18 protein-coding genes and 1 other RNA gene are annotated in these 25,335 nt (G+C 69.8%); 10 read left to right on the forward strand and 9 right to left on the reverse strand.

From position 1 onward, the window contains the following. The first annotated feature begins 291 nt into the window (after nucleotides 1-291). The 3 genes from FOJ82_RS16925 (at nucleotide 292) to FOJ82_RS15235 (ending at nucleotide 6,180) form a co-directional block, all read left to right on the forward strand. Nucleotides 292-2,634 (forward strand): rhamnogalacturonan lyase, encoded by a 2,343-nt coding sequence (locus FOJ82_RS16925; protein ID WP_185975842.1) that lies wholly within the window; start codon nucleotides 292-294, stop codon nucleotides 2,632-2,634. Nucleotides 2,635-2,711: 77 nt separating this feature from the next. Further along, the gene (locus FOJ82_RS15230; RefSeq protein ID WP_143939351.1) at nucleotides 2,712-4,772 is read left to right on the forward strand and encodes an acyltransferase family protein; all 2,061 of its coding nucleotides are present in this window, start codon (nucleotides 2,712-2,714) and stop codon (nucleotides 4,770-4,772) included. A 241-nt stretch (nucleotides 4,773-5,013) separates the two neighbouring features. Further along, nucleotides 5,014-6,180: a nucleotide sugar dehydrogenase gene (locus tag FOJ82_RS15235; protein WP_143939352.1), complete on the forward strand. Its 1,167-nt coding sequence runs from the start codon at nucleotides 5,014-5,016 to the stop codon at nucleotides 6,178-6,180. 3 nt (nucleotides 6,181-6,183) lie between these two features. Here FOJ82_RS15235 and FOJ82_RS16355 read toward each other — a convergent pair whose 3' ends face one another. From FOJ82_RS16355 to FOJ82_RS15255, 4 genes are read right to left on the reverse strand one after another with little or no spacing between them, the layout of a single operon-like run. Further along, the gene (locus FOJ82_RS16355; RefSeq protein ID WP_185975843.1) at nucleotides 6,184-6,606 is read right to left on the reverse strand and encodes a VanZ family protein; all 423 of its coding nucleotides are present in this window, start codon (nucleotides 6,604-6,606) and stop codon (nucleotides 6,184-6,186) included. 40 nt (nucleotides 6,607-6,646) lie between these two features. Then, nucleotides 6,647-7,663 carry an LCP family protein gene (locus tag FOJ82_RS15245; protein WP_143939353.1) on the reverse strand — a complete coding sequence of 339 codons (1,017 nt, stop codon included), beginning with the start codon at nucleotides 7,661-7,663 and terminating at the stop codon, nucleotides 6,647-6,649. Continuing rightward, entirely contained in the window at nucleotides 7,663-9,612 is a 1,950-nt protein-coding gene (locus FOJ82_RS15250; RefSeq protein ID WP_185975844.1) for a sugar nucleotide-binding protein, read from the reverse strand. The genes FOJ82_RS15245 and FOJ82_RS15250 overlap by 1 nt, the downstream gene beginning before the upstream one ends. 28 nt (nucleotides 9,613-9,640) lie before the next feature. Next, nucleotides 9,641-10,378, reverse strand: coding sequence for an SGNH/GDSL hydrolase family protein (locus tag FOJ82_RS15255; protein WP_143939355.1), 738 nt, complete (start codon nucleotides 10,376-10,378; stop codon nucleotides 9,641-9,643). Nucleotides 10,379-10,564: 186 nt separating this feature from the next. Here FOJ82_RS15255 and FOJ82_RS15260 point away from each other — a divergent pair, with 186 nt between their 5' ends. After that, nucleotides 10,565-11,986, forward strand: a complete 1,422-nt coding sequence (locus FOJ82_RS15260) for a tyrosine-protein kinase domain-containing protein (protein ID WP_143939356.1) — start codon at nucleotides 10,565-10,567, stop codon at nucleotides 11,984-11,986. Between the two features lie 13 nt (nucleotides 11,987-11,999). On the opposite strand, the gene FOJ82_RS15265 is transcribed toward FOJ82_RS15260, so the two are convergent. The 4 genes from FOJ82_RS15265 to FOJ82_RS15280 all read right to left on the reverse strand — a co-directional run bounded on the left by FOJ82_RS15265 (nucleotide 12,000) and on the right by FOJ82_RS15280 (nucleotide 17,716). Beyond that, entirely contained in the window at nucleotides 12,000-13,874 is a 1,875-nt protein-coding gene (locus tag FOJ82_RS15265; RefSeq protein ID WP_143939357.1) for a nucleoside-diphosphate sugar epimerase/dehydratase, read from the reverse strand. A 213-nt stretch (nucleotides 13,875-14,087) separates the two neighbouring features. After that, nucleotides 14,088-15,545, reverse strand: a complete 1,458-nt coding sequence (locus tag FOJ82_RS16810; RefSeq protein ID WP_246099916.1) for a L,D-transpeptidase — start codon at nucleotides 15,543-15,545, stop codon at nucleotides 14,088-14,090. Nucleotides 15,546-15,732: 187 nt separating this feature from the next. Next, entirely contained in the window at nucleotides 15,733-16,587 is an 855-nt protein-coding gene (locus FOJ82_RS15275) for a septal ring lytic transglycosylase RlpA family protein (protein ID WP_143939358.1), read from the reverse strand. 97 nt (nucleotides 16,588-16,684) lie between these two features. Next, nucleotides 16,685-17,716, reverse strand: a complete 1,032-nt coding sequence (locus FOJ82_RS15280; protein ID WP_143939359.1) for an acyltransferase family protein — start codon at nucleotides 17,714-17,716, stop codon at nucleotides 16,685-16,687. A 70-nt stretch (nucleotides 17,717-17,786) separates the two neighbouring features. Here FOJ82_RS15280 and ffs point away from each other — a divergent pair. Beyond that, nucleotides 17,787-17,883: signal recognition particle sRNA small type (gene ffs / locus FOJ82_RS15285), an RNA gene on the forward strand. Between the two features lie 28 nt (nucleotides 17,884-17,911). Here ffs and FOJ82_RS15290 read toward each other — a convergent pair. After that, complete coding sequence (locus FOJ82_RS15290; protein WP_143939360.1) at nucleotides 17,912-19,573, reverse strand: ATP-binding protein; 1,662 nt, start codon at nucleotides 19,571-19,573, stop codon at nucleotides 17,912-17,914. 250 nt (nucleotides 19,574-19,823) lie between these two features. Between FOJ82_RS15290 and FOJ82_RS15295 the strand changes: the two genes are divergently transcribed. The 5 genes from FOJ82_RS15295 to folP all read left to right on the forward strand — a co-directional run bounded on the left by FOJ82_RS15295 (nucleotide 19,824) and on the right by folP (nucleotide 25,262). Beyond that, complete coding sequence (locus FOJ82_RS15295) at nucleotides 19,824-22,094, forward strand: DNA polymerase III subunit gamma and tau (RefSeq protein WP_143939400.1); 2,271 nt, start codon at nucleotides 19,824-19,826, stop codon at nucleotides 22,092-22,094. Between the two features lie 80 nt (nucleotides 22,095-22,174). Continuing rightward, nucleotides 22,175-22,510, forward strand: coding sequence for a YbaB/EbfC family nucleoid-associated protein (locus FOJ82_RS15300; RefSeq protein ID WP_143939361.1), 336 nt, complete (start codon nucleotides 22,175-22,177; stop codon nucleotides 22,508-22,510). A 1-nt stretch (nucleotide 22,511) separates the two neighbouring features. After that, nucleotides 22,512-23,147, forward strand: coding sequence for a recombination mediator RecR (gene recR / locus FOJ82_RS15305; protein ID WP_143939362.1), 636 nt, complete (start codon nucleotides 22,512-22,514; stop codon nucleotides 23,145-23,147). 12 nt (nucleotides 23,148-23,159) lie between these two features. Continuing rightward, the gene (locus FOJ82_RS15310) at nucleotides 23,160-24,353 is read left to right on the forward strand and encodes an MFS transporter (RefSeq protein ID WP_143939363.1); all 1,194 of its coding nucleotides are present in this window, start codon (nucleotides 23,160-23,162) and stop codon (nucleotides 24,351-24,353) included. Between the two features lie 21 nt (nucleotides 24,354-24,374). Next, a complete protein-coding gene (gene folP / locus FOJ82_RS15315) occupies nucleotides 24,375-25,262 on the forward strand; it encodes a dihydropteroate synthase (RefSeq protein WP_246099917.1) in 888 nt (295 codons plus the stop codon). Nucleotides 25,263-25,335: the final 73 nt, after the last annotated feature.

The following is a 25,335-nucleotide window of genomic DNA, read 5'->3' on the forward strand; positions in this document are numbered from 1 at the left end:
TCCGCAACAGTGTTGCGCAGTGTCCAGCGTCCCGGGGCGCCGACGCCGGCCGTCCGCAGTGGTCCGCCCATCGTCGAGTATCGTCAGCCTGAAACCTTTCAGCTTTTTCGTGGAACCCCTTCCATCCGGTCCGGTGCCGGTGGTAGCGTCGCCAGCAGTGCACTCAGGAAAGCGCTCTCCAAAGTTGGAGGGCGCACCACCCGGGTCGGCGGGACGCCCAAAGGAGCGATCGTCCCGGCGTCCGCCAGGCCCGGACTCCCCGTAACCCCAGAGAAGGAAGTGGGAAAACAGATGAATGCCAAGAGAACCATCCGCGCGGCTATCGCCGTCGCGGGCGTGGCCGCCCTCGCGGTGACCGCCCTGCCGGCCAGCGCGGACCGGCACGGGCCGCACCCCGGCCCCGGCACCAGCACCCCCCAGCTCGAGAGCCTCGACCGCGGCCTCGTGGCCGTCAACACCGACGAGGGCGTCTTCCTCAGCTGGCGACTCCTGGCCGACGAGGCCACCGGCGCATCCGCCACCGGCCTCACCGGAACCAACTTCGACGTACTGCGCGACGGCAGCAGGATCGCCACGGTCACCGACAGCACCAACTACCTCGACGCCGCCGGCACCGCCGACTCGAGCTACTCCGTCGTTCCCGCCGGCCAGCGCGGCCACAAGGGCAAGGGCCGCACCGAGGCCGTCACCCCGCTCAACCAGGACTACCTCTCCATCCCGCTGCAGCGCCCGGCCGACGGCGTCACCCCCGACGGGGAGGCCTACACCTACTCGGCCAACGACGCCTCGGTGGCCGACGTCGACGGCGACGGAGCCTACGAGCTGGTCCTCAAGTGGGACCCCTCCAACTCCAAGGACGTCTCCCAGATCGGCTACACCGGCAACGTCTACATCGACACCTACGAGCTGGACGGCACCCTCCTCAACCGGATCGACCTCGGAGTCAACATCCGCGCGGGCGCGCACTACACGCAGTTCCTCGCCTACGACTTCGACGGCGACGGCAAGTCCGAGCTGATGATGAAGACGGCGCCCGGCACGAAGTCCACCACCTACCGCAACGGCAAGGCCGGCAAGGACCGCTACATCACCATGCTGAAGGAGGACCGCAAGGCCGGCTACAGCCACTCCGACGACTACCGCCTCAGCCCCGAGGGCTTCCGCGAGCACCTGGCCGAGATGTTCCGCGGCTGGGACACCCGCGAGGAGGTCACCTCCGGGCAGTGGCCCGCCACCGTCGAGGAGGCCCTCGGCGCGACCGACCTCTCCTACGAGTACCCGCTCAGCGAGGCCGACTCCCTCGAGCTCGCTGACTACTTCATCACCGTCTACGGCCCGTCCCGCAGCGGCCGCAACACCGACAACCTGCTCAACTTCCGTGGCTTCATCGTCGACGGTCCCGAGTACCTCACGGTGTTCGACGGCGCCACCGGCCGCGAGCTCGAGACCGTCCACTACGACCCGCCCCGCGGCGACGACGGTCTCCTGTGGGGCGACTACGCCATGAGCCGCATCGAGCCGGGCAACCGCGTGGACCGGTTCCTCGCCGGCGTCGGCTACCTGGACGGCGAGCACCCGTCGGCCATCTTCGCCCGCGGCTACTACACCCGCACCACTATCGCGGCCTACGACTGGGACGGCAGGCACCTCACCCAGCGCTGGTTCGTCGACTCGGGCCATGCGCCCATGAGCAACCCGTTCAACGACGGGCCGCACGGCGTCGACGGCACCGACCCCGTCTTCGGCGGCATCACCACCCAGGGCTTCCACTCCCTGAGCGTCGCCGACGTCGACGCCGACGGCCGCCACGAGCTGGTCTACGGTTCCGCGACCATCGACGACGACGGCTCCCTCCTGTACAGCTCCTACGACGAGATGCCCGCCCAGAGCGCCGACCCGGGTGCCATCGCGCGCCTCGGCCACGGCGACGCGATGCACGTCACCGACATCGACCCGGCGCGTCCCGGACTGGAGATCTTCACCGTCCACGAGGGTGCCGCCTGGGCCCCGTACGGCTACGCCCTGCGCGACGCCGCCACCGGCGAGGTCCTCTACGGCGAGTACACGGGCCGTGACACCGGCCGCGGCATGATCGGCGACGTCGACCCCAGCGTCCCCGGACTCGAGACCTGGGCCACGAAGCTGCGTGCCGCCGACGGCGAGACCCTCGCGGGACCGCTGCCGGGGACCAACCAGTCCATCCGGTTCGCGGCCGACCTCACCACCCAGATCGTGGGCGGCAGCGGCAACCAGGACGTGACCCTCTGGGACCGCACCGACGGGGTCGTCCTGACCGCCGAGGGCACCCGCTCCAACAACGGCACCAAGGGCAATGCCAGCCTGGTCGCCGACATCCTCGGCGACTGGCGCGAGGAGCTCGTCGTGCGATCCGCCGACTCCAGCGAGCTGCGCGTCTACATCAGCACCGAGGTGACGAGCCACAAGCTCTACACCCTGATGCACGACCCGCAGTACCGGGCCGAGGTGGCGCGCCAGCAGACCACCTACAACCAGCCCAGCTACACCGGCTTCTACCTGGCCTCGGACATGGACTTCGACGACGTGCCGCTCGTCGAGGTGTCCGACCACCCGGGCAAGGGCGAGCCGGGACGGCCGGGCAAGCCCCGCAGGTGACCGACTGACGCCGGACCGGTGCGCCCAGCCGGAGGTATTCTTCGAGATCGGGGGTTTTGCCCGACAGGAGGACTTCCATGGCTGAGCGCACCGGTCTCGCACCGTCGCGCCCGGAACGTACCCGGCCCCGCGGCGGCCACCGGCTCGACGTGCAGGGCATGCGCGCCGTCGCCGTGCTCGCGGTCCTGGTCTTCCATGCCGGCGTCGCGATGCCCGGCGGCTTCGTCGGCGTCGACGTCTTCTTCGTCATCTCCGGCTTCGTCATCACGGCCATGCTCATGCGCGAGTTCGAGCAGCACGGCCGGATCCGGCTGAAGCGGTTCTACCTCCGGCGCTTCAAGCGGCTGTTCCCGGCGCTCGCACTCACCGTCGCGGTGACGCTGGTGGCCACGGTCTGGATCCTCAGCCCGGGCCAGTACCAGGAGATCGCCGCGATGACCGGCCTGGGCGCCATCCTGCTCTCGGCCAACTTCGTGATCATGAGCACCAGCGGCGGCTACTTCGACGCCAAGGCGGAACTGAACCCGCTGCTGCACGTGTGGTCGCTCTCGGTGGAGGAGCAGTTCTACCTGGTGTTCCCCGCCATCCTGATCGGCGCCGTGGCCTGGGGAGCGCGACGCCGCGGCGCCACCCGGCCGACGTCGCCGGCCCGCCACGCGCTCAGGGCCGTCGTGGTCATCTCGCTGATCTCGCTGGTGCCGACGGTCGTGAACACGGTGGCCACCGGATGGGCCCCGCTCACCGGCTTCTACAGCCCGTTGCCCCGCGTGTGGGAATTCGGCGCCGGAGCGTTGCTCGCGCTGGTGCCGCACGCCGGACTCCTGCGCACCCGCGCCCAGACCTTGGCGCTCGCGCTGGCCGGGGCGGCACTGCTGGCGGTCTCGTTCGTGGTCATCGACGAGACCATGGCCTGGCCCGGTCCCGCGACCCTGCTCCCGGTGCTGGGGACGATGGCTCTGATCGCCGCCGGCTCCTCGGCGCAGCCCAACCCCGTCAACCGGCTGCTCGCCACCAGGCCCATGACCCTCGTGGGGGACTGGTCCTACTCGCTGTACCTGTGGCACTGGGCGCCCGTGGTGTTCGCGCAGATGCTGTGGCCGAACAACGGTGGGGCGAAGCTGCTGGCCGTGGCCCTCAGCGTGGTCCCCGCCGTCGCCTCGTACTACCTGTTGGAGGACCCGATCCGCAGGGCACCCGGGCTCACGGGGATCCGGTTCGTGCGCCTGGCTGCGGCGACCGCGCTGGTGCCCGTCGTGGTCGCGGCGGCACTGTTCGCCGGCGCCGCCCGGCACTGGGACTCACCGGCCGTGGCGGCCTTCGTCACCCAGGTCGAGGAGGAGCACATCGGGAAGGAGAGCGGCTGCGACGGCCGCACCCCGCTGGGCGGCCACGGCACCGACTGCGCCTGGAACCTCGAGGCCGATGGCGCCCCGGTCTACCTCGTCGGGGACTCCAGCATGGACCACTTCACCGACGGCTGGATCGAGGCCGGCCGCGAGGCGGGGCGTCCCGTGTTCTCGGCCACCGCCAGCGCCTGTCCGTTCCTGCTCGACGTCACCATCCGTGACGTGCGCCACGACCAGTCGCTGGACGACGAGTGCAACACCTACGTCAGCGACTCGCTCGACTACCTTGCCGACGCGCCCTCGGGAACGGTGGTGATCGCCAACTCGCAGCACTACCCGTTCCAGCGCGAGGTGGGGCTGGGCGCGGGCCCCGAGGACGACCCCGAGGACGACTTCGAAGCCAAGATCGAGGCCATCCGCGAGGGGCTCGAGGCCGCCGTGGCCGAGATCGGCTCCCTGGGCCACGAGGTGGTCATCGTCCAGGGCACCCCGCTGTGGATCGGCAAGCACCACTGGGAGTCCCGCGAGTGCACCATGCTCACGGTGATGAAGCAGCGGTGCGGGCAGCAGATGACCCTCGCCGAGGCCGCCGAGCAGCAGGGCCGGGCCCGCGCCGTCGTCGAGCAGGTCGGGCGGGCCACCGGTGCCGTGGTGTGGGACTCGTGGACCGAGCTGTGCGCGGAGGGGGTGTGCGCCACCCACGACGGGCTGGACCCGCGCTTCCGCGACGGCCTGCACATCACCGTCGAGCAGTCCAAGCGGCTGGGCCCCTCGTTCGCCCGGCTGCTGTGACCCCGCGGGCTGGGGTGGTACCGGGGCCGGCGTGACCGCAGCTCGCGACACTCAGCCGATCGCGCCCTGCAGGGCAGGGACGCGGGTGTGTCGCGAGCGCCTGTCACCGCGGCTCCGGCGGCCGCCGCATGAGACCGCGATGGGTGGCGGATTAGGAACCTCTCAGACTTCGCCGTCCGCATGGGCACAGGTGCGTCTTCGGCACTAGCTTGGTTGCAGGACTTGGGAACAGGGAGTGTGGATGAGGATCGTCGTAGTGGGTACGGGGTACGTGGGGTTGTCGAACGCCGTGATCCTGGCGCAGCACAACCAGGTGACGGCTGTTGACATCGATGCGGGGAAGGTGGCGCAGATCAACCAACGGGTCTCGCCGATCATCGACACGGAGCTGCAGGACTACCTGAGCAACAAGCCGCTGGACCTGACAGCGGTGACCGACGGCGCTGGGGCGTATGCGGGGGCCGACTTCGTGGTGGTGGCCACCCCGACCGATTACGACCCGCAGCACAATTTCTTCAACACCTCGTCTGTGGAGTCTGTGGTGGCCGACGTGTTGGCGGTGAACCCGGGTGCGGTGATCGTGATCAAGTCGACGGTGCCGGTGGGCTTCACCGCGGAGCTGCGGGAGCGGCACTCGGGGGCGTCGATCATCTTCTCGCCGGAGTTCCTGCGGGAGGGCAGGGCGCTGTATGACAACCTGCACCCGTCGCGGATCGTGGTGGGGGAGCGGTCGGAGGCCGGGAAGCGGTTCGCGGACCTGCTGGTGGAGGGTGCGCTGTCCAAGGACGTGCCGGTGCTGCTGACCGATGCGACGGAGGCGGAGGCCATCAAGCTGTTCGCCAACACGTACCTGGCGTTGCGGGTGGCGTACTTCAACGAGTTGGACACCTACGCGGCCTCGCGTGGTCTGGACACGGCGCAGATCATCGAGGGTGTGGGTCTGGATCCCCGGATCGGTTCGCACTACAACAACCCGTCGTTCGGCTACGGCGGCTACTGCCTGCCGAAGGACACCAAGCAGCTGTTGGCGAACTACTCCGACGTGCCGCAGAACCTGATCGCTGCGGTGGTGGATGCGAACCACACCCGCAAGGACTTCATCGCCTTCGACATCATCAAGCGTCGCCCGAAGGTGGTTGGGGTGTACCGGCTGGTGATGAAGTCGGGTTCGGACAACTTCCGGGCGTCTGCGATCCAGGGGATCATGAAGCGGATCAAGGCCAAGGGCATCCCGGTGATCGTCTACGAGCCGGAGCTGGCCGAGGACCGGTTCTACAACTCCGAGGTGGTGCGTGACCTGGAGGAGTTCAAGCAGCGCGCCGACGTGATCATCGCCAACCGTCGCACAGAGGTGCTCGACGACGTGGCGGACAAGATCTACACCCGCGACATCTACGGGCGCGACTGATCCTCAGGACAGCTCGGCCGCGGGTGCGGGCCGGAACCGCTCCAACAGCAGCACCGACGCGACGCCGACCAGCGCGCCGAGCGAGTTGGCCACCCAGTCCAGCAGCGACGACGTGCGCGGCAGGAACGCCCCCTGCACCATCTCGATGCAGAACGAGGCGACGACCCCCAGCGGCAGCCACAGCCACCGCGGGACGTGCGGCCACATCGTCGCCAGCAGCATCACGGGCACGGCGAACAGCACCACGTTCAGCATGAAGTCGAAGCTGTAGAGGTCCAGGCCCCGCACGCCCACCGACTCGGAGGTGCGGGCCAGCCACGCAAGCACCTGCCCGATCTGCTTACCGATGGGCAGGAAGACCACGCCGAGCCCGAGAATCGCCCAGCCGGCGAGCAGGGCGATCAGGACGGGACGGCGGATGTGCACACGAGCAGTCTCACACGTCCGCGGTGCATCCGGAAGGCCGCTACCGCTGGATCTCGTAGTACGTGGCCAGGTCGTCGGAGCGCAGCGCCTCCCTGAGCAGCTCCAGCTTGTTCTCGTCCATCAGGACGATCGACTGGCCGTCGCTCGAGGTGCCGGTCCCGGTGACCGGGAACTGGAACGATCGGATGTTGGTGGCGTCGGTGCCCATTCCCATCGCGAGGTCGATGATGACGTCGTTGGTGAGGGCCTCGTCGACGGTGAAGTTGGGGCCGAGGGTGGTGACGACGTCGCGGAACTTGCCCGGGTCCGCGAGGGTGCCCGCCGAGGCGATCTTCCTGACCACGGCCATCACGACGTCGCGCTGCCGCTCGCCGCGGCTGAAGTCGCCGGCGGGCAGGTTCTTGCGCTCCCGGACGTACTGCAGGGCGCTCTCGCCGCTCAGCTCGATCTCGCCCTCGGGGAAGTCGAAGCCGCCCGAGTTGGAGGGATACCGGTTGTTGACGGTGACGCCGCCGAGGGCATCGATGACCCGCACGAAGCCCTCGAAGTCAATGATCACCGTGTGGTCCATGGGAACGTCGAGCAGGGCCTCCATCGTCTCGATGGTCAGCCCGGCGCCGCCGAAGGAGTAGGCGGCGTTGATCTTCGCCTGGCCGCGGCCGGGGACCTCCACCCAGGTGTCCCTGGGGATGCTCATCAGGTACGCCCCGGAGCGGTCGCCGGGAACGTGCAGCAGCTGCAGCACGTCGGAGCGCCCGCGCTCGTCGCCCCGGGTGTCCGAGCCCATCAGCACGAAGTTGAGCGGGGCCGCGGTCTCGCCCTCCTTGGTGGGAACGGGCGCCGGGCGGGTGGCGCCCTCGGTCGGCGTCATCGATGGCTCGCGCTTGATGGAGTCGAGCGCGTCGAGCGCAGACTTGCCGTAGTAGCCGGCCAGCGCGATCGCGCCGATGAGGGCCACCGCCAGCAGGCCGACCACGGTGAACAGCACCCAGCGGCGCTTCCTCGGGCGGCCGCGCCCGCCGTCGCCGTTGTCCAGCAAGTCGTCCACGCTGCTCATCAGGCGCTCCGCTCCTTGTCCGCGAGGGCCCTCAGCCCTTCGGTGATGGACCCAAGGTACCCATCAATGCTGTTCGCCGCCCCCAGCGCGGCCGCGTCCCCGCGGCGGTACGGGTCCGCCACCTCGTCGGCCGGGGTCGCGGACCGGTGCTGCCACAGGTGCTCCACGAGCCCCGCCAGCGTCACGTCCTCAGGTAGTTGGGCGAGCTCCCGGGCGACGTGGCCGATGATGAAGGCCTTACGGCCGAGGGTGGGCCACTCGTCGAGGATGTAGCGACGATGGTCCGAGCCCATCGTGAGGATCAGGTCTGCCTCGGACACCAGGTCCCTCGTGAGCTGGCGGGCGCGGTGCGCCGTCGGGTCGCCGGCCCGGACGTTGGCGGCCATGGGAGGGTCGATGGCCTGGTCCACCAGGGCGCGGGTTCCGGCGGAGCTGAACTCCACCCCCGGCACCCCGGCGGAGCGGGCGACGACGTCGGCGTAGGCGGAGCGGCAGATGTTTGCCGTGCACACGAACAGCACCTTGTAGGGTGCGGGGCCCCGCGCGGGTTCGGCGGGCGGCGGGGCGTCGGTGACGGCGACGGGGCGCGGGTGCTCGGCGGGGCGGGGGAGGTGGTCGCCGATCTCCAGCCATGAGTTGCCCGGCCGGAAGCCGGAGGCCTTGACGTGGTCGAGGGCGAGCACGGCACCCTCTGGCGTCCCGGCGGGGGCGGGCACCTCCCGCACCAGGTTCGGGTCGGCGCCGCTGAGCTGGAACACGCGGCGGGCGACGTCGTTCCAGCCCACCACCCTGCCGTCCCCGGTCAGGTTGTAGGTACCGGGCCGGGCGCCGGAGTCGAGCAGGTGGGTGATGCCGGCGGCGAGCTGGTCGGCGAAGGTGAGCCTGCCGAACCGGTCGCTCACGACGTCGAGCCGTTCGCGACGCCTGGCGGCGGTGGCCGCCTGTTCGACGAAGCTGCCCTCGCGGCCCATCACCCAGCCGGTGCGCACCACCAGGTGGCGGGGGACGCCGGCGGCCACCAGTTCGCCGGCTGCGAGCGCCTGGCCGTGCGGGTGCGCGAGGCTGAGGGGCTCGTCCTCGGCGTGGGCGGGGGCGGATCGGTCGAACACGCAGTCGGCCGAGACGTGGACGTAACGCAGGTGGTGGCGACGTGCGACGTCGGCGAGTCGGAGGGCGCGCTCGGCGGCGCCGGTCCAGCTCTCCTCGGACGAGATCGAGTCGGGGAGGCCGGTCGCAGTCTCGCCGTGGGCGTTGACCAGCACGTCGTAGGCGGACAGGTCCACCGGGGTGACGGCCCGCGGGGCCAGGTCTGCAGTGGTGACGCCGTCGGCGCCCGGCAACTCGGCCAGCAGCGCACGCCCGAGCCGGGTCTCGGTGCCCGCCACGAGGGTGCGGCGCGGCCCCATCGGGACGGTGTTGGCCAGCAGCGGGTTGAGGGTGTCGCGGTGGGCGACGATCGCCCGTTCGCGCCCGATCGGCCAGTCGATGCCGAGGGTCGGGTCGAACAGGTCGACGGTGACAGCGCGGCTGCGGCCCTTCGGGGTCCAGTGCTGCTCCATCAGGTAGCTGAAGGTGGTGTCGTCCTCCAGCACCTGGTGCGCGTTCGCGACGCCGCGCGGCACGAACACGGCGAGACCCGGGTCCAGGTCATGGGTGAGGGTGCGGCCGAATCCCGTCCCCGGGCGCAGGTCCACCCAGGCGCCCATTGCCCGGCCCTGCACCACCCCGACGATCCTGTCCCACGGCTCTGCGAGGAAGCCGCGGGTGATGCCGCGGGAGACGACGTGGGTCACGTTGTGCTGCACCGGGTCGAAGTCCGGCAGGCCGAGCGCCGTCATCTTCTCGCGGTGCCAGCCCTCCTTGAACCAGCCGTCGTCGTTGTGCTGGAGCGCGAGTTCGAGCACCAGCAGGCCGGGGATCTCCGTGGTCCGGACCCTGAGCTCGTTCATCGGCTCCTCCTCACGGCGGCGCGGCTGGTCAGGACAACTCCGCCACCACTGCGGCGGCGATCTCGGCCTGGGCCTCGGCCGAGAGCGAGTCACCGTCGCCGATGCCTGGCTGGCCGGCATCCACCATCGTGCCACCGACGGCCTCCACGGCCGCGCCGATCGTCTGGGCGTGCATCGTCAGCCAGTACTCGGCGGTGTCCTCGGTGGTGACGGGTGCGATCGCCACCAGTTGCGCGTCGGGGAGCGCCTCCCGCAGCGCCGCGAAGTAGGCCTCCGCCGGCTCAGCCAGACCGTAGTCGCCGTCGGCGGTACCGCCGAAGGTGACCACCACGTCGGGTCCCGCCTCCACGATCGCGGGGACGGAGCCCGGGAACGGGGCGCAGGGATCGAAATCGCAGGATCGTGGCGTGGCCACGTAGCCGCGGCCGGGGGAGGCGAGGTTGACCACCTCGCCCCAGCCGAGTTCCGCAGCGGCGGTGCCCACCCAGGTGGAGGCAGGATCCCCGACGGAGTGGGAGTCACCGATCACGACGACCACGCCGGCCCCACCCGCAGGCGTGCTGGTCTCCTGGACGGGCTCGGTGGTGCCGGGCTCAGTGGTGGCCGGCGCGCTGGGATCCGCCGGTTCGCCCGACGTCTGGGGTGCCGTCTGCGTGGTGTCCGAGGGGGTGGTGGCGGCGGGTTCGGCGGTGACGGAGCGGCTGGCCAGCACCGCCGCGGCGCTCAGGGCGACGGCGACGACGGCCAGGGCCGCGAGTGCGATCACGCTCAGTCTGCTACTGTCCCTGGATGCCCTCATAGCCTCGCTCACTCATGCCGGATGGATGCCGCCGTTTGCCTGACATTAGTCTAGGGGCGGCGAGGCGACTCCGGGGTGACCTAGAATCTCTCGCAGTCCAATACCTAGATTTCTGGGGGTTTTCCGGGGATCGTGTTCTGACAAGGAAATTTGATGGAGCTGCAGCAGTACCTACGGATCTTCCGGCGTTACTGGCGAAGCGCGGTCGCCACTTTCCTCCTCGGGATCGTCCTGGCAGCCGGCTTCACCCTGCTGCAGAGCCCCACCTACACCTCCGCGGCCTCCATCTTCCTGACCGTCGAGAGCGGCGGCACCGCCGGTGAACTGTCCCAGGGAGCCACCTACACCGAGCGTCAGGTCGCCTCCTACGTGAACGTGGCCAGCACCGAGCTGGTCCTCGGCCCCGTCATCGAGGAACTGGGCCTGGACATGACGCAGCGCCAGCTCGCCAACAGCCTGTCCGTGACCTCCCCTGCCGCCACCTCCATCATCGACGTCGCGGCACAGCACGGCGACCCGCAGCAGGCCGCGGCAATCGCCAACGCCGTGGCCCAGAGCCTGCTCTCGGCGGTCGACGTGCTCTCCCCGCCCGGACCGGACGGCACCCGCCTCGTCAGCGCGCAGGTGATCGACTCCGCTCTCGTCCCCACCTCGCCGACGGCGCCCCGCCCAGTCATGAACCTCGCCCTCGGCGGCCTGCTGGGCATCCTGCTGGGTCTTGGCCAGGCGGTGCTGCGTAGCGTCCTGGACACCCGCCTGCGCACCATGGAGGACGTCGAGTCGCTCACTGAGGCCCCGGTGCTGGCCTCCATCGGGCGCATCGACACCTCCGCGGACCGTGCTTCGGAGCGAACCGGCCAGCAGTGGGCCAACGCGGAGGCCTACCGGCGCCTGCGCACCAACGTGGGCTTCGTCGGCCTCGGCGGCGAGCGCCGCTCCTCCATGGTGGTCACCTCGTCGCTGGCGGGGGAGGGCAAGACCGAGACGGTCACCAACCTCGCGCGCGTGCTGGCCCACGCCGGTGAGTCGGTGCTGCTGGTGGACGCGGACCTGCGACGCCCCCAGCTCGCCAACCGCATGCGTCTGGACAGCGAACTCGGCCTCTCCGACGTGCTCACCGGACGCGGCACCCTGCAGGACCTCGTCATCGACGTCGCCCCCGGCTACCTGGCCGTGCTGCCTGCCGGCACCGTGCCGCCCAACCCGTCGGAGCTGCTCGGCTCCGAGGCCATGGCACACCTGCTGGCCACCGTGGAGCGCCAGTACGATTACGTGCTCTTCGACGCCCCCCCGCTGTTGCCGGTGACCGACGCCGTGGTGCTCTCGGCACAGACAGGCGGCGCCATCGTCGTCGCCCGCTCCGGCAAGGTGCGCCGCCCCCAGCTGGATGCGGCACTCGAGCTGCTCGAGGCCGGCGACGTCACCGTCCTGGGCATGGTGCTCAACGACGTGCCCGTAACGAAGGACAACGCCTACGGCGACTACTACTCCAGCCACACCCCGGAGTCCGCCGCCGCCCAGCAGGACGGGGCGCGCGCGGGGCGGCGGGCCAAGACACCGGCGGCCGGGCGCTGAGGGCCGGGGAGCGTCAGCGCAGGGTCTCCAGCGTGGTGCCCGGGTAGATGGTGGGTTCGGTGTCCAGCAGTTCCAGCACGACGTCGCGGCTGTCGGGGTGCTCGGGAACCAGGTCCGGGTCCAGCGCCGGCACGTAGACCTCGCTGATCAGCGGGTGGCTCGTGGTGGAGCCCTCCTCGAGGTTGCTGAACAGCACCTCGTGCATCTTCTCACCCGGCCGCAGCCCGGTGAAGTGGATCTCGATGTCCTGGCCGGACTCCTCGACGAGCCGCTCGGCCACGTCCACGATCTTGACCGGCTCGCCCATGTCCAGGACGAGGACGTCCCCCGGAGTGCCGATGGCGCCGGCCTGCAGTACCAGCTCGCAGGCCTCCGGGATGGTCATGAAGTAGCGGGTCACGTCCGGGTGCGTGACGGTGATGGGGCCGCCCTTGTCGATCTGTGCACGGAAGGCGACCAGCACTGAGCCGCGCGAGCCCAGGACGTTGCCGAACCGGACCGACAGGTAAGGCAGGTCGTAGTTGTTGGCGAACCAGGCCGTGAGTCGTTCCGCCAGGCGCTTGGTGCGCCCCAGCACGCTCGTGGCGGCCGCGGCCTTGTCCGTCGAGATGTTGACGAAGCGCTGCACGCCGACGGCGTGGGCGGCACGCAGGACGTTCAACGAGCCGAGCACGTTGGTCTTCCAGCCCTCGAGCGGAAAGCGCTCGAGCATGGGGAGGTGCTTGAGCGCGGCCGCGTGGAACACGACGTCGGGGCGGTGCCGCTCGAACACGGCCAGCAGGGCCTCGTAGTCCCGGATGTCGCCGAGGACCATGTCGTCGGTGTCCAGCAGGCCGTTGCCGTACAGCTCCAGTTGCACGCCGTGCAGCGCGGACTCATCGCGGTCCAGCAGCAACAGCTTGGCGGGGCCCAGCTTGTGCACCTGGCTGGCGAGCTCTGCGCCGATGGAGCCGCCGGCGCCGGTGACCAGCACCACCTTGCCGGTGATGTAGTCGGAGATCTCGCTGAGGTCGGTCCGGATGGGGCGCCGGCCGAGCAGGTCGGCGACGTTGAACTGGCGCAGCGCACCCAGGGTCACCTGACCGCCGATCATCTCCCGCACCGGCGGCAGCACCACAAGCTCCAGGCCGTGGTCGCGGCACCGGTCCGAGATGTTCTGGATGAGCTTCGCCGAAGCGTTCGTGATGGCGAGGATCACCGTCCGGGCGCCGCGTTCGCGGGCGACGGTGACCAACTCCGCGCCGGTGCCGCGCACCCGGTGCCCCTCGATGCGCAGGTTGCGCTTGTCCGGGTTGTCGTCGATGAATCCGACGATCCGGTACGGCGGGTCCTCCGCCTTGGCGACAAGCTGGGCAACCTGGTAGCCGGCGTCCCCCGCGCCATAGACCAGCGCAGGGGTGGCGTCCTCGCCCACGGGGCGGGGGCGAGAGGCCATCAGGCTCCGGAACAGCCAGCGGGCGGTGGCCATGAACATCAGCGCCATCGGGGGCAGCATGATGGCCACGCCGCGCGGGAAGTTCGTAGTGAGCGCGCTGAACACGAGACCGAGTGGGAACGCGATCACCACCACGACGAACCCGACCCACGAGGCCTCCGCGAAACTGCCGATCCGGTTGCGTCCCAGATACACCTGGGTGACCAGACCCAACGCCACCTGCAGCAGGAAGGCGCAGGCCGTGTAGGCGATCACCCAGGACCACTGCGGGCTGGAGAGGTCGAAGTCGTAGCGGACCAGGAGGAACGCAAGCATCGCGAAGACCCAGGACAGCCCGTCCCAGCAGATCAGCGTCGTCCTGCGCCAGAACGCGGGCAGCCTGTAGATGGCGGAACTCAGTGCTCCGTGTGAGATTCTCGACCTGCCGGGGGGCGCAGACTGTTTCTCGACCATGCGCGACACAATATCCCCGACGACTGACATCACGTACTGGAGTTCACACGATTTCCGCTCGACAAGGACTGACGGGAGTTCCGTTCTTTGGATGGACCCAGTAAAAACCATTGTCAGAAACGATTAGGCGGTGTGTTCGCCATCGGGAGAAACAATCGCGGCGCATCCCTCCGGGGATGCGCCGCAACCGTTGTCGTCGTGTCGGAGAACAGGTCAGTTGTAGACGATGACCTTGTCGCCGGTCCTGACCTGGCTGTCGAAGAGCCACTTGATTCCCTCGTAGTCACGCACGTTCACGCAGCCGCCGGAGTTGCCGTTGTAGCCCGTGCGACGGAAGTTGTCCGAGTAGTGCACGGCCTGGCCGCCGTCGAAGAACATCGCAAACGGCATGGCCGTGTGGTAGATGCTCGAGACGTGGTTGCGGGACTTCCACAGCACCTTGTGGGTGCCGTTGCGGGTCTCGGTGGAGGCGCCCTCGACGCCGAAGCGGACGTCGTAGACGCTGATGATCTGGCCGTTGATCATCCAGGCCATCTTGCGCTGGTTCTTCGAGATGCACAGTGCGCGACCGGTCATGCAGCGTGAGTCGGCGCGGAAGGTGACGCTCGCAGGCGGGGCGAACTCGTGCTCCACCGGGACGCCGGACAGCGCCGGGGCCGCGGCGGGGATCGTCTTCTGGTGCCCGATCGTCGAGGTGGAGAACATCACGATGTTGTTCAGCACCCACTTGTTGGAGGCGGTGAACGCACCCCCGGCGGAGTCGACCACGCGGGCCAGCACGTAGGATCTGCAGGCGTTGCCACCGGTGGTGGGGGTGTTGCACTCGGTCTTCCACTGCCGGCCGTCGTCAGCGGTCCAGGAGCCGGCGTTGGCCAGCGGGTTGTCGCCCCAGACCCGGGCAGGGGCGGGCAGGTACGTCAGGTTGTTGAAGGTCCAGCCGTTGTGGGTGAAGTACTTGCCCTCGTGGGTGACGACCTTGGTGGCCCAGATGTCGGTGCTGCAGCGCACGATCTCCGACGAGTACATCTGGCAGTCGGTGTGCCAGTAGCGGTTGTTGACGAGGTGGTCGCCGGGCTGGGTGTACAGGGTCGGCGCCGGGGGCGGCACGAACTCCTGCTCCACCGGAGCGCCGGCCGGGGTCTGGGCCGCAGGCAGGATCTCCGTGACGGGCTCCACCGACGACGTGGCGAACTGCACGATGGAGTTCAGCACCTCGGTGCGCACCGTCTTGTAGACCCCGCCCTCCTTGGTCAGGATGCTGGCGTGGACGAAGTTGCGGCAGGCGTTGGCGCCGGTGGTGGCCGTCTTGCACTCGGTGCGCCACTGGCGGCCGGCGTCGTCGGTCCAGGTCCCGGTGGTGGCGAGCTTGTTGCCGGCCCACTTGGACTCGGCCGAGGGCAGGTAGGTCAGGTTGTTGAAGACCCAGCCCTCGTGGTCGTAGTACCTGCCGTCGTGGCTCTCAACCTTGGCGCCCCAGATGCTCGTCGAGCAGCGGACGATGTCGGCGGAGTACATGTTGCACTCCGTCTTCCAGTACCGCCCGTTCACCAGGTGTACGCCCGGCTGGTTGTATACCGTCGGCTCGACGGCGTTGGCGCTCTGCGTGGGCGCCAAGCCCAGGATGGCGCCGACGACGACCACCAGCAGGATGTTCAGTGTGCGTTTTACCATGCGTGGACCTTCCGAGTGCATGAGGGTTGCTCCGGTGACGATAACATCGGGCCGATCCACTCCCAAAGCAATGGGAGAGTCGCGGTCCGGGCGGGATCGGTCCCGCCGACCCGGTTCTCACTGACACACAACACGTGGTGGCAGCCCTTCCGGGTTGCCACCACGCGTCGACGTGTCCAGTTTGCGGTCAGCTGACGACCTGCCACTGGGCGGTGATCACGCCCGAGCTGATGCCTCCGACGGCCTGCATCGCGCCGAGGGAGAGGTCCAGACAGCGGCTGCCGGAGTACGGGCCACGGTCGTTGATTGTGACCAAGACGCTCTTCCCGGTGGCCGGGTTGGTGACGTTCACCCGGGTGCCGAACGGCAGGGTGCGGTGGGCGGCGGTCATCGCGTACTGGTTGAAGCGCTCGCCGCTGGCGGTGCGGTTCCCGTGGAAGCCGGGGCCGTAGTAGGAGGCCGGGCAGGAGTTCACGGGGTTCGGATTGGCCGGGGGCACGAAGGCGGTGTCGACGGGCATGCCGTCGATGTCTGGGCGCACCTCGGGAATCGTGGTCTGCGGCGCGATCGTGCTGGTGGAGAAGTTCACCATGTTGTTGAACACCCACTTGGTGGCGGGGCCCGAGGTGGTCAGCACGCTGGCGCTGACGTAGGAGCGGCACGCGTTGCCGCCGGTGTTGTCCGTGTTGCACTCCGTGCGCCAGGCGCGGCCGTCGTCGGCCGTCCAGGAACCGGACCTGGCGAGCGGGTTGCTCTGCCAGACACTCGAGGGGGCGGGGAGGTAGGTCATGTTGTTGAAGGTCCACGCGTCGTGGTTGTAGTACTTGCCGCCGTGCTCGACCACGGTGGTGGCCCAGATCACGGTCTCGCACCGCACCACGTTCGAGGAGTACATCTCGCAGTCGGTGTTCCAGTAGCGGCCGTTCTCGACGTGGTCACCGGGTTCGGTGTAGACGTCGGCGTTGGCGAGGGACGGCGAGACGATCCCGAGCGTGGCTCCGACGATCACGAGGAGCAAGATGTGCAGCGAACGCTTGAGCATCGCCACCCCTTTCTTCCTGGGGGTTCAAGTGCGGACCGAAGCAACCTAACACTTTCTGAGAAGGAAGCAAAGAATTCTCAGGAATGAGTTGAGGTGTTCAGCGGCTGGCGACGGGCTCGGGGACGTCCTCGGAGGTGGTCGCGCGGTCCGACGCAGGGCGGCGCCGCCCTGCCGGGAAGGAGAACAGCACGTCGATCCCGCGGACCCGGGTCAGCAGGAGGGGCACGACGAAGGACACCACGACTGCCAAGCCCACCGCGACCTCCGTGGGGACGCCGAGCGGCTGGAGGACGTTGTACAGCGCGGCGATCACGGGCAGGTGGACGACGTAGTAGATGATCGACCTGCGGCCGATCGCCTCCAGCCCCCGCACCAGCGCGACGCGGGGGATGCGTGGCGCCAGCCACACCATGGCGCCGCAGCCGGCGACCGCGAGGGCGAACGTGAGCAGGCTCTGGCCCTGCGTGATCTTGGCGACGTGCAGCCAGGACCCGATGGCGGTGGCGCCCGCCAGGACGGCGAACACGCTCCAGTGGGCCTCCTGGAGGCGCTTCACGTACGGGACCAGGGCGGCGCCGGCGAAGAAGAACGCGCCGAACCAGAAGAAGTTCACCTGGTCGGGGAGCCACACGAACAGCACCAGCAGCGACGCGGCGGGCAGCACCCACATCGGGAACCATTTGGAGCCGGCGCCCAGCTTGTGGGCCACGAGGCCGACGGCGTAGCAGAACAGCAGCGTCAGCAGGTACCACAGGTGGGAGGTGCCGAGGTAGGCCTGGGGGTCCCAGGCGCGCTCCGGGACGTGGGTGAGAACGGTGACGGGCGCCCACAGGAACAGCGGCCAGGCGAGGTTGCGCAGCTTGCCGGAGACGTAGGTGCCGACGGGTTTGGCGAGCGCGCGGGGCAGGAAGAGCCCCGAGATCAGCAGCAGCATCGGCAGCCTGAACGGCTCGAAGGGCCGCGTCACGTCGAGCATCCACTCGGGCATGGGCCAGCCGTCGATGTGGGCCATGTTCACGGTGTGGTTGAGCATCACGAGGAGGACCGCGGTGCCCCGCAGCAGGTCCATCCACGTGAGTCGGCGGGAGGTTCTGTGCGCCTCCTGCGGTCCAACCGCGTTGACATGCATCACTCACATTCTAAGTCAATCCTTGGTTTTCTCAGATTCGGGTGCAGCCCCGGGATGCAGTAAGCTCTGTGGAGGCTCCTCGCGCGGCGGTATCTCGCCCAACTCCCCCAGGGTCGGAAGGCAGCAAGGGTAAGTGAGCTCTTCCGGGTGCGCGAGGGGCTCTTTTCATGCCCTCCCACGGGTCGGGGGGCGCTGTCAGGTCTGTTCCGGCAGCGGCAGCGAGACCCGGAACGTCGAGCCCACAGCCGCCTCGGAGGTCACCGAGATCTGGCCACCGTGCCCGTGGACGATGTCGCGGGTGATCGCCAACCCGAGCCCGACACCGGGGATGTTGTGCGTGCGGGCGCCGTCGGCCCGGTAGAACTGCGCGTACAGCAGCGACTGCTCCTCGGGTGTCATGCCGATGCCGGTGTCGGCCACCACGACGTCCATCGTCGAGTCCACCACCTCGGTCATCACCGTCACTGTCCCACCCGACGGCGTGAACTTGACGGCGTTCGAGAGCAGGTTGTCCACCACCTGGGTGAGCCGGGCGGAGTCGATGGGGGCCACCGGCGTCGGGTCCAGCTTGCGCACGATGGCCACGTCCTTGGCCTGCGCCTGCGTCTCGATCGAGTCGCAGGCCAGTCCCACCAGGTCGCTCAGCCTGCCCGGGAGCAGCCGGAACGAGAGGCGTTCGTTGGCCAGGCGCTGGTTGCGCAGCAGGTCCTCGACGATCACCAGCAACTGCTCCGCGTTGCGCTGCACCACGGCCAGGTGGGAGCGCGCGGCCGGGGGGAGTTCCTCGTCAAGGGCCAGGTCGAGGAACCCGATGATCGAGGTCAGTGGGGTGCGCAACTCATGGGAGACCATCGAGACGAATCGGGACTGCGAGTGCACGGACCTCATGTGGAACGTCACGTCGGAGAATGTGATGACGGCGCCGTCGCGTTCGCCGTCGGCGTCGGTGATCTGGCGGGCGGACGTGGACAGCACCAGCTGGTCGTTGCCCAGGGAACCGGCGGCCAGCAGGTGGTTGCTGAAGGTCTCGGCGTTGGCGGCGCGGCGCAGGGGGCGGCGCTCCGGTGGCACCGGGATCTCGGTGTTGGGGAGGTAGATCACCAACTCCTCCTCCGGGGCGTCCGACTTGTCGGGTGGGAGGAACCGGCTGCGGAAGTCAACCTGGCTGGCGTTGCGCAGCACTTCGTTGCCGTCGCGGTCGATGACCACCAGCCCGACATCGATGGTGTCGATGATGTTCTGCAGGAGACGCTCCTGCCGCGCGGTGCGTTCGTGGAGGGCGTCCTTCGCCTCGGACTCCTGCTGGGCCCGCAGGGTGGCCTGCTCGAGCCACAGCTGCAGGCCGGAGGTGAACCACGAGACCTGGAAGACCGCCAGTGGCAGCATCAGGGCCCGCAGGGCCAACACAGGGGTGAACTGCTCCGCCTCCCGGGCTATCACTGGCAGCGCCACGCAGACCAGGGCCAGGCCGGTGGCGAGGAACATCCCGGGCGTGCGGTAGAGCGTCACCACCCACAGGGCCGGCAGGAAGCACAACAGGGAGACGCCTATCAGGTCCGCGCTCACCGCGGAGCGGAGCAGGCCGACGGCCACGAAGTCGACGACGGGGATCAGGCCGGACCAGGCGAGCGGGAGCCGCGTCCAGGGCAGTCCGAACGCGGCAACGGTGGCCACCCCCGCAAGCACCAGGCACGCGTAGAAGAGGGCGGGGCGGGCCAAGGTGCCGTCCGCGCTGACCAGCACGGACGCGACGATGACGAGGAGACCCAGGAACAGGGCCTGCTTGTTGACGATCTTCCGCTTCGGGTCGTCGCTCACGGTGATCCTGAACCAGAGCGTCTGGATCGACTCGATCATGTGTCCCCCCGGGATCTCCGCACCAGGGGCCTGCACGCCCTGCTGCGCTGGACCGCAATCAGGCGCTTCCCCGAACCCGGGTGTGGGACCCTCTTGCCATCCGCTGAGACTATCGGAAAGGTAGCCCAGGGCAGGTGCCTTCCGAGCCTTGGATGTCGGTGGCCTGGAATAGGGTGTGGGTGTGGACGAGGACTACGAGTACGACGACGCGGGCGAGGGTTTCGACTTCGGGCCCCAGGACGGGCCGGGGCTGTTCGACGAACCCGTCGAGGAACCGGTCGTGCAGGACGGGCCGGACCTGTTCGGGGGCGTGGACGACGACGATCGCCCCGCGCCACCGGCGACCCCCGCGGCGGAGGTGGGCACGGACACGGTTGCCGAGGCGCCCGTGCAGGAGCTCGCGCCGCCGCCGTCGAGGCAGGAGCCCGGCCCGCGCCGCCCGGAGTCCCCGGCCGCCCCGCTGGCGCTGTACCGCCGCTACCGTCCGGACACGTTCTCCGAGGTGATCGGCCAGGAGCACGTCACGGTGCCGCTGCAGCGCGCGCTGGACAACAACAAGGTGAATCACGCCTACCTGTTCTCCGGTCCCCGCGGCTGTGGCAAGACCACCTCGGCGCGCATCCTGGCGCGCTGCCTGAACTGCGAGACCGGCCCCACGTCGAACCCCTGCGGCACGTGCCGCTCGTGCGTCGACCTCGCCCGGGGCGGGCCCGGCAGCATCGACGTCATCGAGATCGACGCGGCCTCGCACGGTGGTGTCGACGACGCCCGTGACCTGCGTGAACGGGCCTTCTTCGCCCCCGTCCACAGCCGCTACAAGATCTACATCGTCGACGAGGCGCACATGGTCACCACGGCCGGCTTCAACGCGCTTCTGAAGCTGGTGGAGGAGCCGCCGCCGCACGCCAAGTTCGTGTTCGCCACCACGGAGCCGGAGAAGGTCATCGGAACCATCCGCTCCCGCACCCACCACTACCCGTTCCGGCTCGTGCCGCCGAAGGTGCTGGGGGACTACCTCGAGCAGATCTGCACCACCGAGGGCGTGCCGGTGGACCACAAGGCGCTGCCGCTGGTGGTGCGTGCGGGCGGTGGGTCGGTCCGCGACTCGTTGTCCGTGCTGGACCAACTGCTCGGCGGGGCGGGGGAGGACGGCGTCGCCTACGAGCAGGCGGCCGCCCTGCTCGGCTTCACGCCGGACGCGCTGCTCGACGAGATCATGGACGCGTTCGCCGCAGGGGACTCCGCCGGGGTGTTCCGCACCATCGACAAGATCGTCGAGATCGGACAGGACCCGCGCCGGTTCGCCGAGGACCTGCTGCGCCGCCTTCGGGACCTCGTCATCCTCGCCGCGGTCCCGGAGGCCGCCACCAACGGCATGCTCGACGTCGCCGACGACCAGGCCCAGCGCCTCGCCACCCAGGTGGCGGGGATGGGCTCGGGTGAGCTGACCCGTGCGGCCGAGGTGATCGCCACCGGACTCACCGAGATGCGTGGCACCACCGCCCCGCGCCTCCACCTCGAACTGATGTGTGCGCGCGTCCTGCTCCCGGGCGCCGACGCCGACGAGCGTGGCCTGCACGCGCGCATGGACCGGCTCGAGCGACGGGTCGGGATGCTCGGCAGCGCCCAGGACGCCCCGCCCGCCAACTGGGCCGACGTTCCCTCGGCCGAAGCCACCGCGCAGGCCGCACCTCAGCACGCCGCCTCCGCGACACGTGCGCCGGCCCCCGAGCCTGCCCCGCCCGCACCGCAGGCCTCCGCGCCCACCGCGCCGCGCCAGGAGCAGCGCCCCGCAGGGACTCGGCCCACAGTGCCGGAGCCCGCGCCCGCCGAGAGTCGCCCGGCCCAGCAGGACGTTGGCGCGCAGGAGCCGCCCGCCGCGCAGGAGCCACCCCGGGCAGACCCCGCTGCGACGGGCCATCCGCTGCGGCAGCGGCCCGCCGGGCAGCCCCCGGCCGGTTCCGCCTCGGCCGCCGACGCCCCGGTGGCGGCGGCACCCAGGCCCCAGGCCACCCGACCCAACGACGGCCTCACCGCGGCGGAGGTACGCCGCCTGTGGCCGGACGTGCTGGCCGAGGTCAAGGGACGGCGGCGCTTCACGTACATGATGCTGAGCCAGCACGCCCAGGTGGTCGACGCCGCCGAGGGGACGCTTGTGCTCGGCTTCTCCAACAACGGTGCGAAGGAGAACTTCGGCACTTCGGGCAGCATCGACGTCCTGGCCGACAGCCTCATCGAGGTGATCGGCGTCGAGTTCCGGATCACCACCGTGCTCGCGGGCGGTGAAGCGCAGCAGGAGGACCAGCGTCCTGCCCAGCGGCCCGCGGGGCAGATGCCGGCGTCGCCGGAACCGCAGGCGGCCGAGCGTGCGTCGTCGGCGCCCTCGGCCCCGGAGCCGGAACCGTACCCGGACGCGGAGCCCGACGACGTCAGCCTCGCCGACGCCGACGAGACGGCCGCCGGGCTGCTGACGCAGGCCTTCGGCGCGCAGGTGATCGAGGTCAGTGAGTCCGAGCGCTGACCCCGGCGCTCGTCGGGCGGTCCCGGTGGATCGCACATACGCATAAGCTTGGCCCGCAGGGGTCACCTAAAGGAGTGGAAATGTTTGAAGGACTCGACATGAACGCGCTCATGGAGCAGGCACAGAAGCTCCAGGCGGACATGCTCAAGGCTCAGCAGGAGCAGGCTGCCAAGACCTTCGAGGGGGACGCCGGCGGCGGCCTCGTGAAGGTCACGGTCTCGGGTTCCGGCGAGTTGACGGACGTGCAGATCAAGCCGGAGGCGTGCGACCCGGATGACACCGAGACCCTCGCCGCCCTCATTATCGCCGCGTTCCGGACCGCCAAGGAGCAGGCCGACGACGCGATGAAGGCCGGGATGCCCGACATGCCGCAGATGCCAGGAATGCCCGGCGCGCCCGGGGGCATCGGGTTCTGAGGTGTACGAAGGCCCAATCCAGGACCTCATCGACGCGCTGAGCCGGCTGCCCGGGGTGGGACCCCGCAGCGCCCAGCGGATCGCGTTCCACCTGCTGGACGCTCCGGAGGAGGAGGTGTTCGCGCTCGCCGACACCCTCCGGCGCGTCAAGGAGTCCGCGAAGTTCTGCGAGGTCTGCTTCAACGTCACGCAGGAGGACCGCTGCCGCGTCTGCCGCGACCCGCGCCGCGACCGCTCGATGATCTGCGTGGTGGAGGAGTCCAAGGACGTCATCGCCATCGAGCGCACCTCGGAGTTCCGGGGGCTCTACCACGTGCTCGGCGGCTCGATCTCGCCCATCGACGGCCGCGGCCCCGGTGACCTGCACACCCGCGAACTGTTCACCCGGCTGGCCGACGGCCAGGTGACCGAGGTGATCCTCGCCACCGACCCCGACACCCAGGGCGAGGCGACCGCCGCGTACCTGAGCCGGATGCTGAAGGACTTCGGCGTCATGGTCACCCGTCCCGCCAGCGGCCTGCCCGTCGGTGGCGACCTCGAGTACGCGGACCAGGTCACCCTCGGACGCGCCTTCGAGGGCAGGCGCTCCATGTTCGCGCCCGAACCGGCCGCCTCGGCCGTCACCCCGGCAGAGTAGCGAGAGGCCTGGATGGCCATCACCACCCCTTCGCGGGAGGTTCGGCTCGCCCGCTGGGGCGTCGCGCTGCTGTTCTGGCTCAACGGCGCCACCTACGCGTCGCTGATCCCGCGCTACCCCGAGCTCAAGCAGGCACTGGACCTCTCAGACACCTTCTGGGGGCTGTCCATCGCCGTCGGCCCCCTCGGGGGACTCGCGGCCGGGCTGGCCACGGCCGTCCTGATGCGACGGTTCAACTCCGCCAACGTGGCAGTGCTCTCGCAGGTCGGTGCGATCGTGATGATCAACGTCGTCGGGAACGCCCCGGCCGCCTGGGTGTTCGCCGGCGGCCTGTTCCTGATGTCCGCCTTCGACGCCGTCACCGACATCTCGATGAACGCCCACGGCCTGCGCGTCCAGCGCGGCTACGGCCGATCCATCCTGAACTCGTTCCACGCCTGGTGGTCCATCGGCGCGGTCTGCGGAGGGTTCCTGGGTTCCACCGCGGCCCAGCTCGGCATCCCGATCTGGGCGCAGGCCCTCGTCCTCTCGGTCCTCTTCCTGGCCCTCGACGTCGCGTGCCGCCGGATGCTGCTCGACGGCCCGGACCGGGAGGCCCCGGCCCACCGGCACGAAGAGCCGCCCGCCTCGCGGCTGATCCCCGGGCCGGTGCTGGTGAGGCTGGCTGCCCTCGGGGTGCTGGCCGCAGCTGCGGGCCTCATCGAGGACACGGCCGCCAGCTGGGGCGCCATCTACATGGACCGGGCGTTCGTCGTCGTCCCCTTCGTGGCGGGCATGGCGTTCGTGGCGTTGCAGGGCACCCAGATGCTGGGCCGGTTCATGGGCGACGGGCTGGTGGACCGGTTCGGCCCCCGCGGGGCGCTGGTGCAGGGCACGGTCATCGCCGCCGTCGGCATGGGGTTGGCGCTAACGTTCCCCAGCGCCGCCGGCACGATCATCGGCTTCGCCTGCGCCGGCTGGGGAGTGGCGACCGTCATCCCGTCGGCCATGCACGCCGCCGACGAGCTTCCCGGGATGCGGCCCGGCACCGGCCTGACCATCGTCACGTGGCTGCTGCGGCTGGGGTTCCTGGCCGGTCCCCCGCTGATCGGGGCCATCGGCGACGCCACCTCGCTGCGTTGGGCGCTGTTCGCCGTCCCCGCGTGCGCGGTGGTCATGCTGGCACTGAACTGGTCGCTGCGGCCGCTGCGGCTGCCGCGCGCGTAGCCGGACTGGTTGAATGGGCGCGTGACCCTACCCATGATCACGGCCCCGCGACGGCGCATCGGCCGCCGAGACTTCGACTTCGACAACCGGGTGGCCGTCATGGCCATCGTCAACCGCACCAAGGACTCCTTCTACGACGCCGGGCGCACCTTCGAGCTGCAACCGGCCGTCGACGCGGCACTCGCGGCCGCGGCGGCCGGCGCGGACATCGTCGACATCGGCGGCGTCCCCTTCAGCCCCGACGCGCGCGAGGTCTCCGAGGCCGAGGAGATCGAACTCATCGGACCCTTCATCGAGGAGGTGACCCGCCTCAGCGACGTCGCCGTCTCGGTGGACACGTTCCGCTCCGGCGTCGCGCGGGCCGCCATCGCCGCAGGCGCCGCTATCATCAACGACACCTCCGGCCTGCACGACCCGGGCATCGCACCGCTGGCGGCCGAGACCGGAGCCACGCTGATCCTGACGCACTCCCGGGCCGAGCCTCGCAAGCACCTGCGCCGGCCGCACTACAGCGACGTCGTGGGCGAGATCGTGGCGTTCCTCGTCGAGCGCGTGGAGCGGGCCACCGCGGCAGGCGTCGGCATGGAGCAGTTGGTCGTGGACCCGGGCCCGGACCTGAACAAGAACACCCTCCACACGCTCGAGATCTGCCGTCGGTTCGCAGAGTTCACGCGTCTGGGACCGCCGACCCTGGCCGCGCTGTCCAACAAGGACTTCATCGGCGAGACGCTGGACCGGCCGAAGGGCGAGCGGCTCGCAGGCACGCTCGCCACCACCACGTGGTGCATCGAGCGCGGCGCCCGGGTCGTGCGCGCCCACGACGTCGCGCGCGCCGTCGAGGCAGTCCGGATGACCGAGGCGCTCCTGGGCCTGCGGGAGCCGGCCTACCTGCGCCACAACCTGGACTGACGAGGCGCTGGAAGTTTTTTCCGGGGAGGTGTCGATCCCGGACCTTCCCGATCGACGTCATGGGTGAGAGGGT

This window comes from Tessaracoccus rhinocerotis (genome assembly GCF_007197885.1).
GTDB classification, from domain to species: domain Bacteria; phylum Actinomycetota; class Actinomycetes; order Propionibacteriales; family Propionibacteriaceae; genus Arachnia; species Arachnia rhinocerotis.

Coding starts and splice junctions, on each gene's coding strand:
- FOJ82_RS16925 (WP_185975842.1), top strand. CDS start 292: ATGAATGCCAAGAGAACCATCCGCGCGGCTATCGCCGTCGCGGGCGTG.
- FOJ82_RS15230 (WP_143939351.1), top strand. CDS start 2,712: ATGGCTGAGCGCACCGGTCTCGCACCGTCGCGCCCGGAACGTACCCGG.
- FOJ82_RS15235 (WP_143939352.1), top strand. CDS start 5,014: ATGAGGATCGTCGTAGTGGGTACGGGGTACGTGGGGTTGTCGAACGCC.
- FOJ82_RS15245 (WP_143939353.1), bottom strand. CDS start 7,663: ATGAGCAGCGTGGACGACTTGCTGGACAACGGCGACGGCGGGCGCGGC.
- FOJ82_RS15250 (WP_185975844.1), bottom strand. CDS start 9,612: ATGAACGAGCTCAGGGTCCGGACCACGGAGATCCCCGGCCTGCTGGTG.
- FOJ82_RS15260 (WP_143939356.1), top strand. CDS start 10,565: ATGGAGCTGCAGCAGTACCTACGGATCTTCCGGCGTTACTGGCGAAGC.
- FOJ82_RS15265 (WP_143939357.1), bottom strand. CDS start 13,874: ATGGTCGAGAAACAGTCTGCGCCCCCCGGCAGGTCGAGAATCTCACAC.
- FOJ82_RS16810 (WP_246099916.1), bottom strand. CDS start 15,545: ATGGTAAAACGCACACTGAACATCCTGCTGGTGGTCGTCGTCGGCGCC.
- FOJ82_RS15275 (WP_143939358.1), bottom strand. CDS start 16,587: ATGCTCAAGCGTTCGCTGCACATCTTGCTCCTCGTGATCGTCGGAGCC.
- FOJ82_RS15280 (WP_143939359.1), bottom strand. CDS start 17,716: ATGCATGTCAACGCGGTTGGACCGCAGGAGGCGCACAGAACCTCCCGC.
- FOJ82_RS15290 (WP_143939360.1), bottom strand. CDS start 19,573: ATGATCGAGTCGATCCAGACGCTCTGGTTCAGGATCACCGTGAGCGAC.
- FOJ82_RS15300 (WP_143939361.1), top strand. CDS start 22,175: ATGTTTGAAGGACTCGACATGAACGCGCTCATGGAGCAGGCACAGAAG.
- FOJ82_RS15310 (WP_143939363.1), top strand. CDS start 23,160: ATGGCCATCACCACCCCTTCGCGGGAGGTTCGGCTCGCCCGCTGGGGC.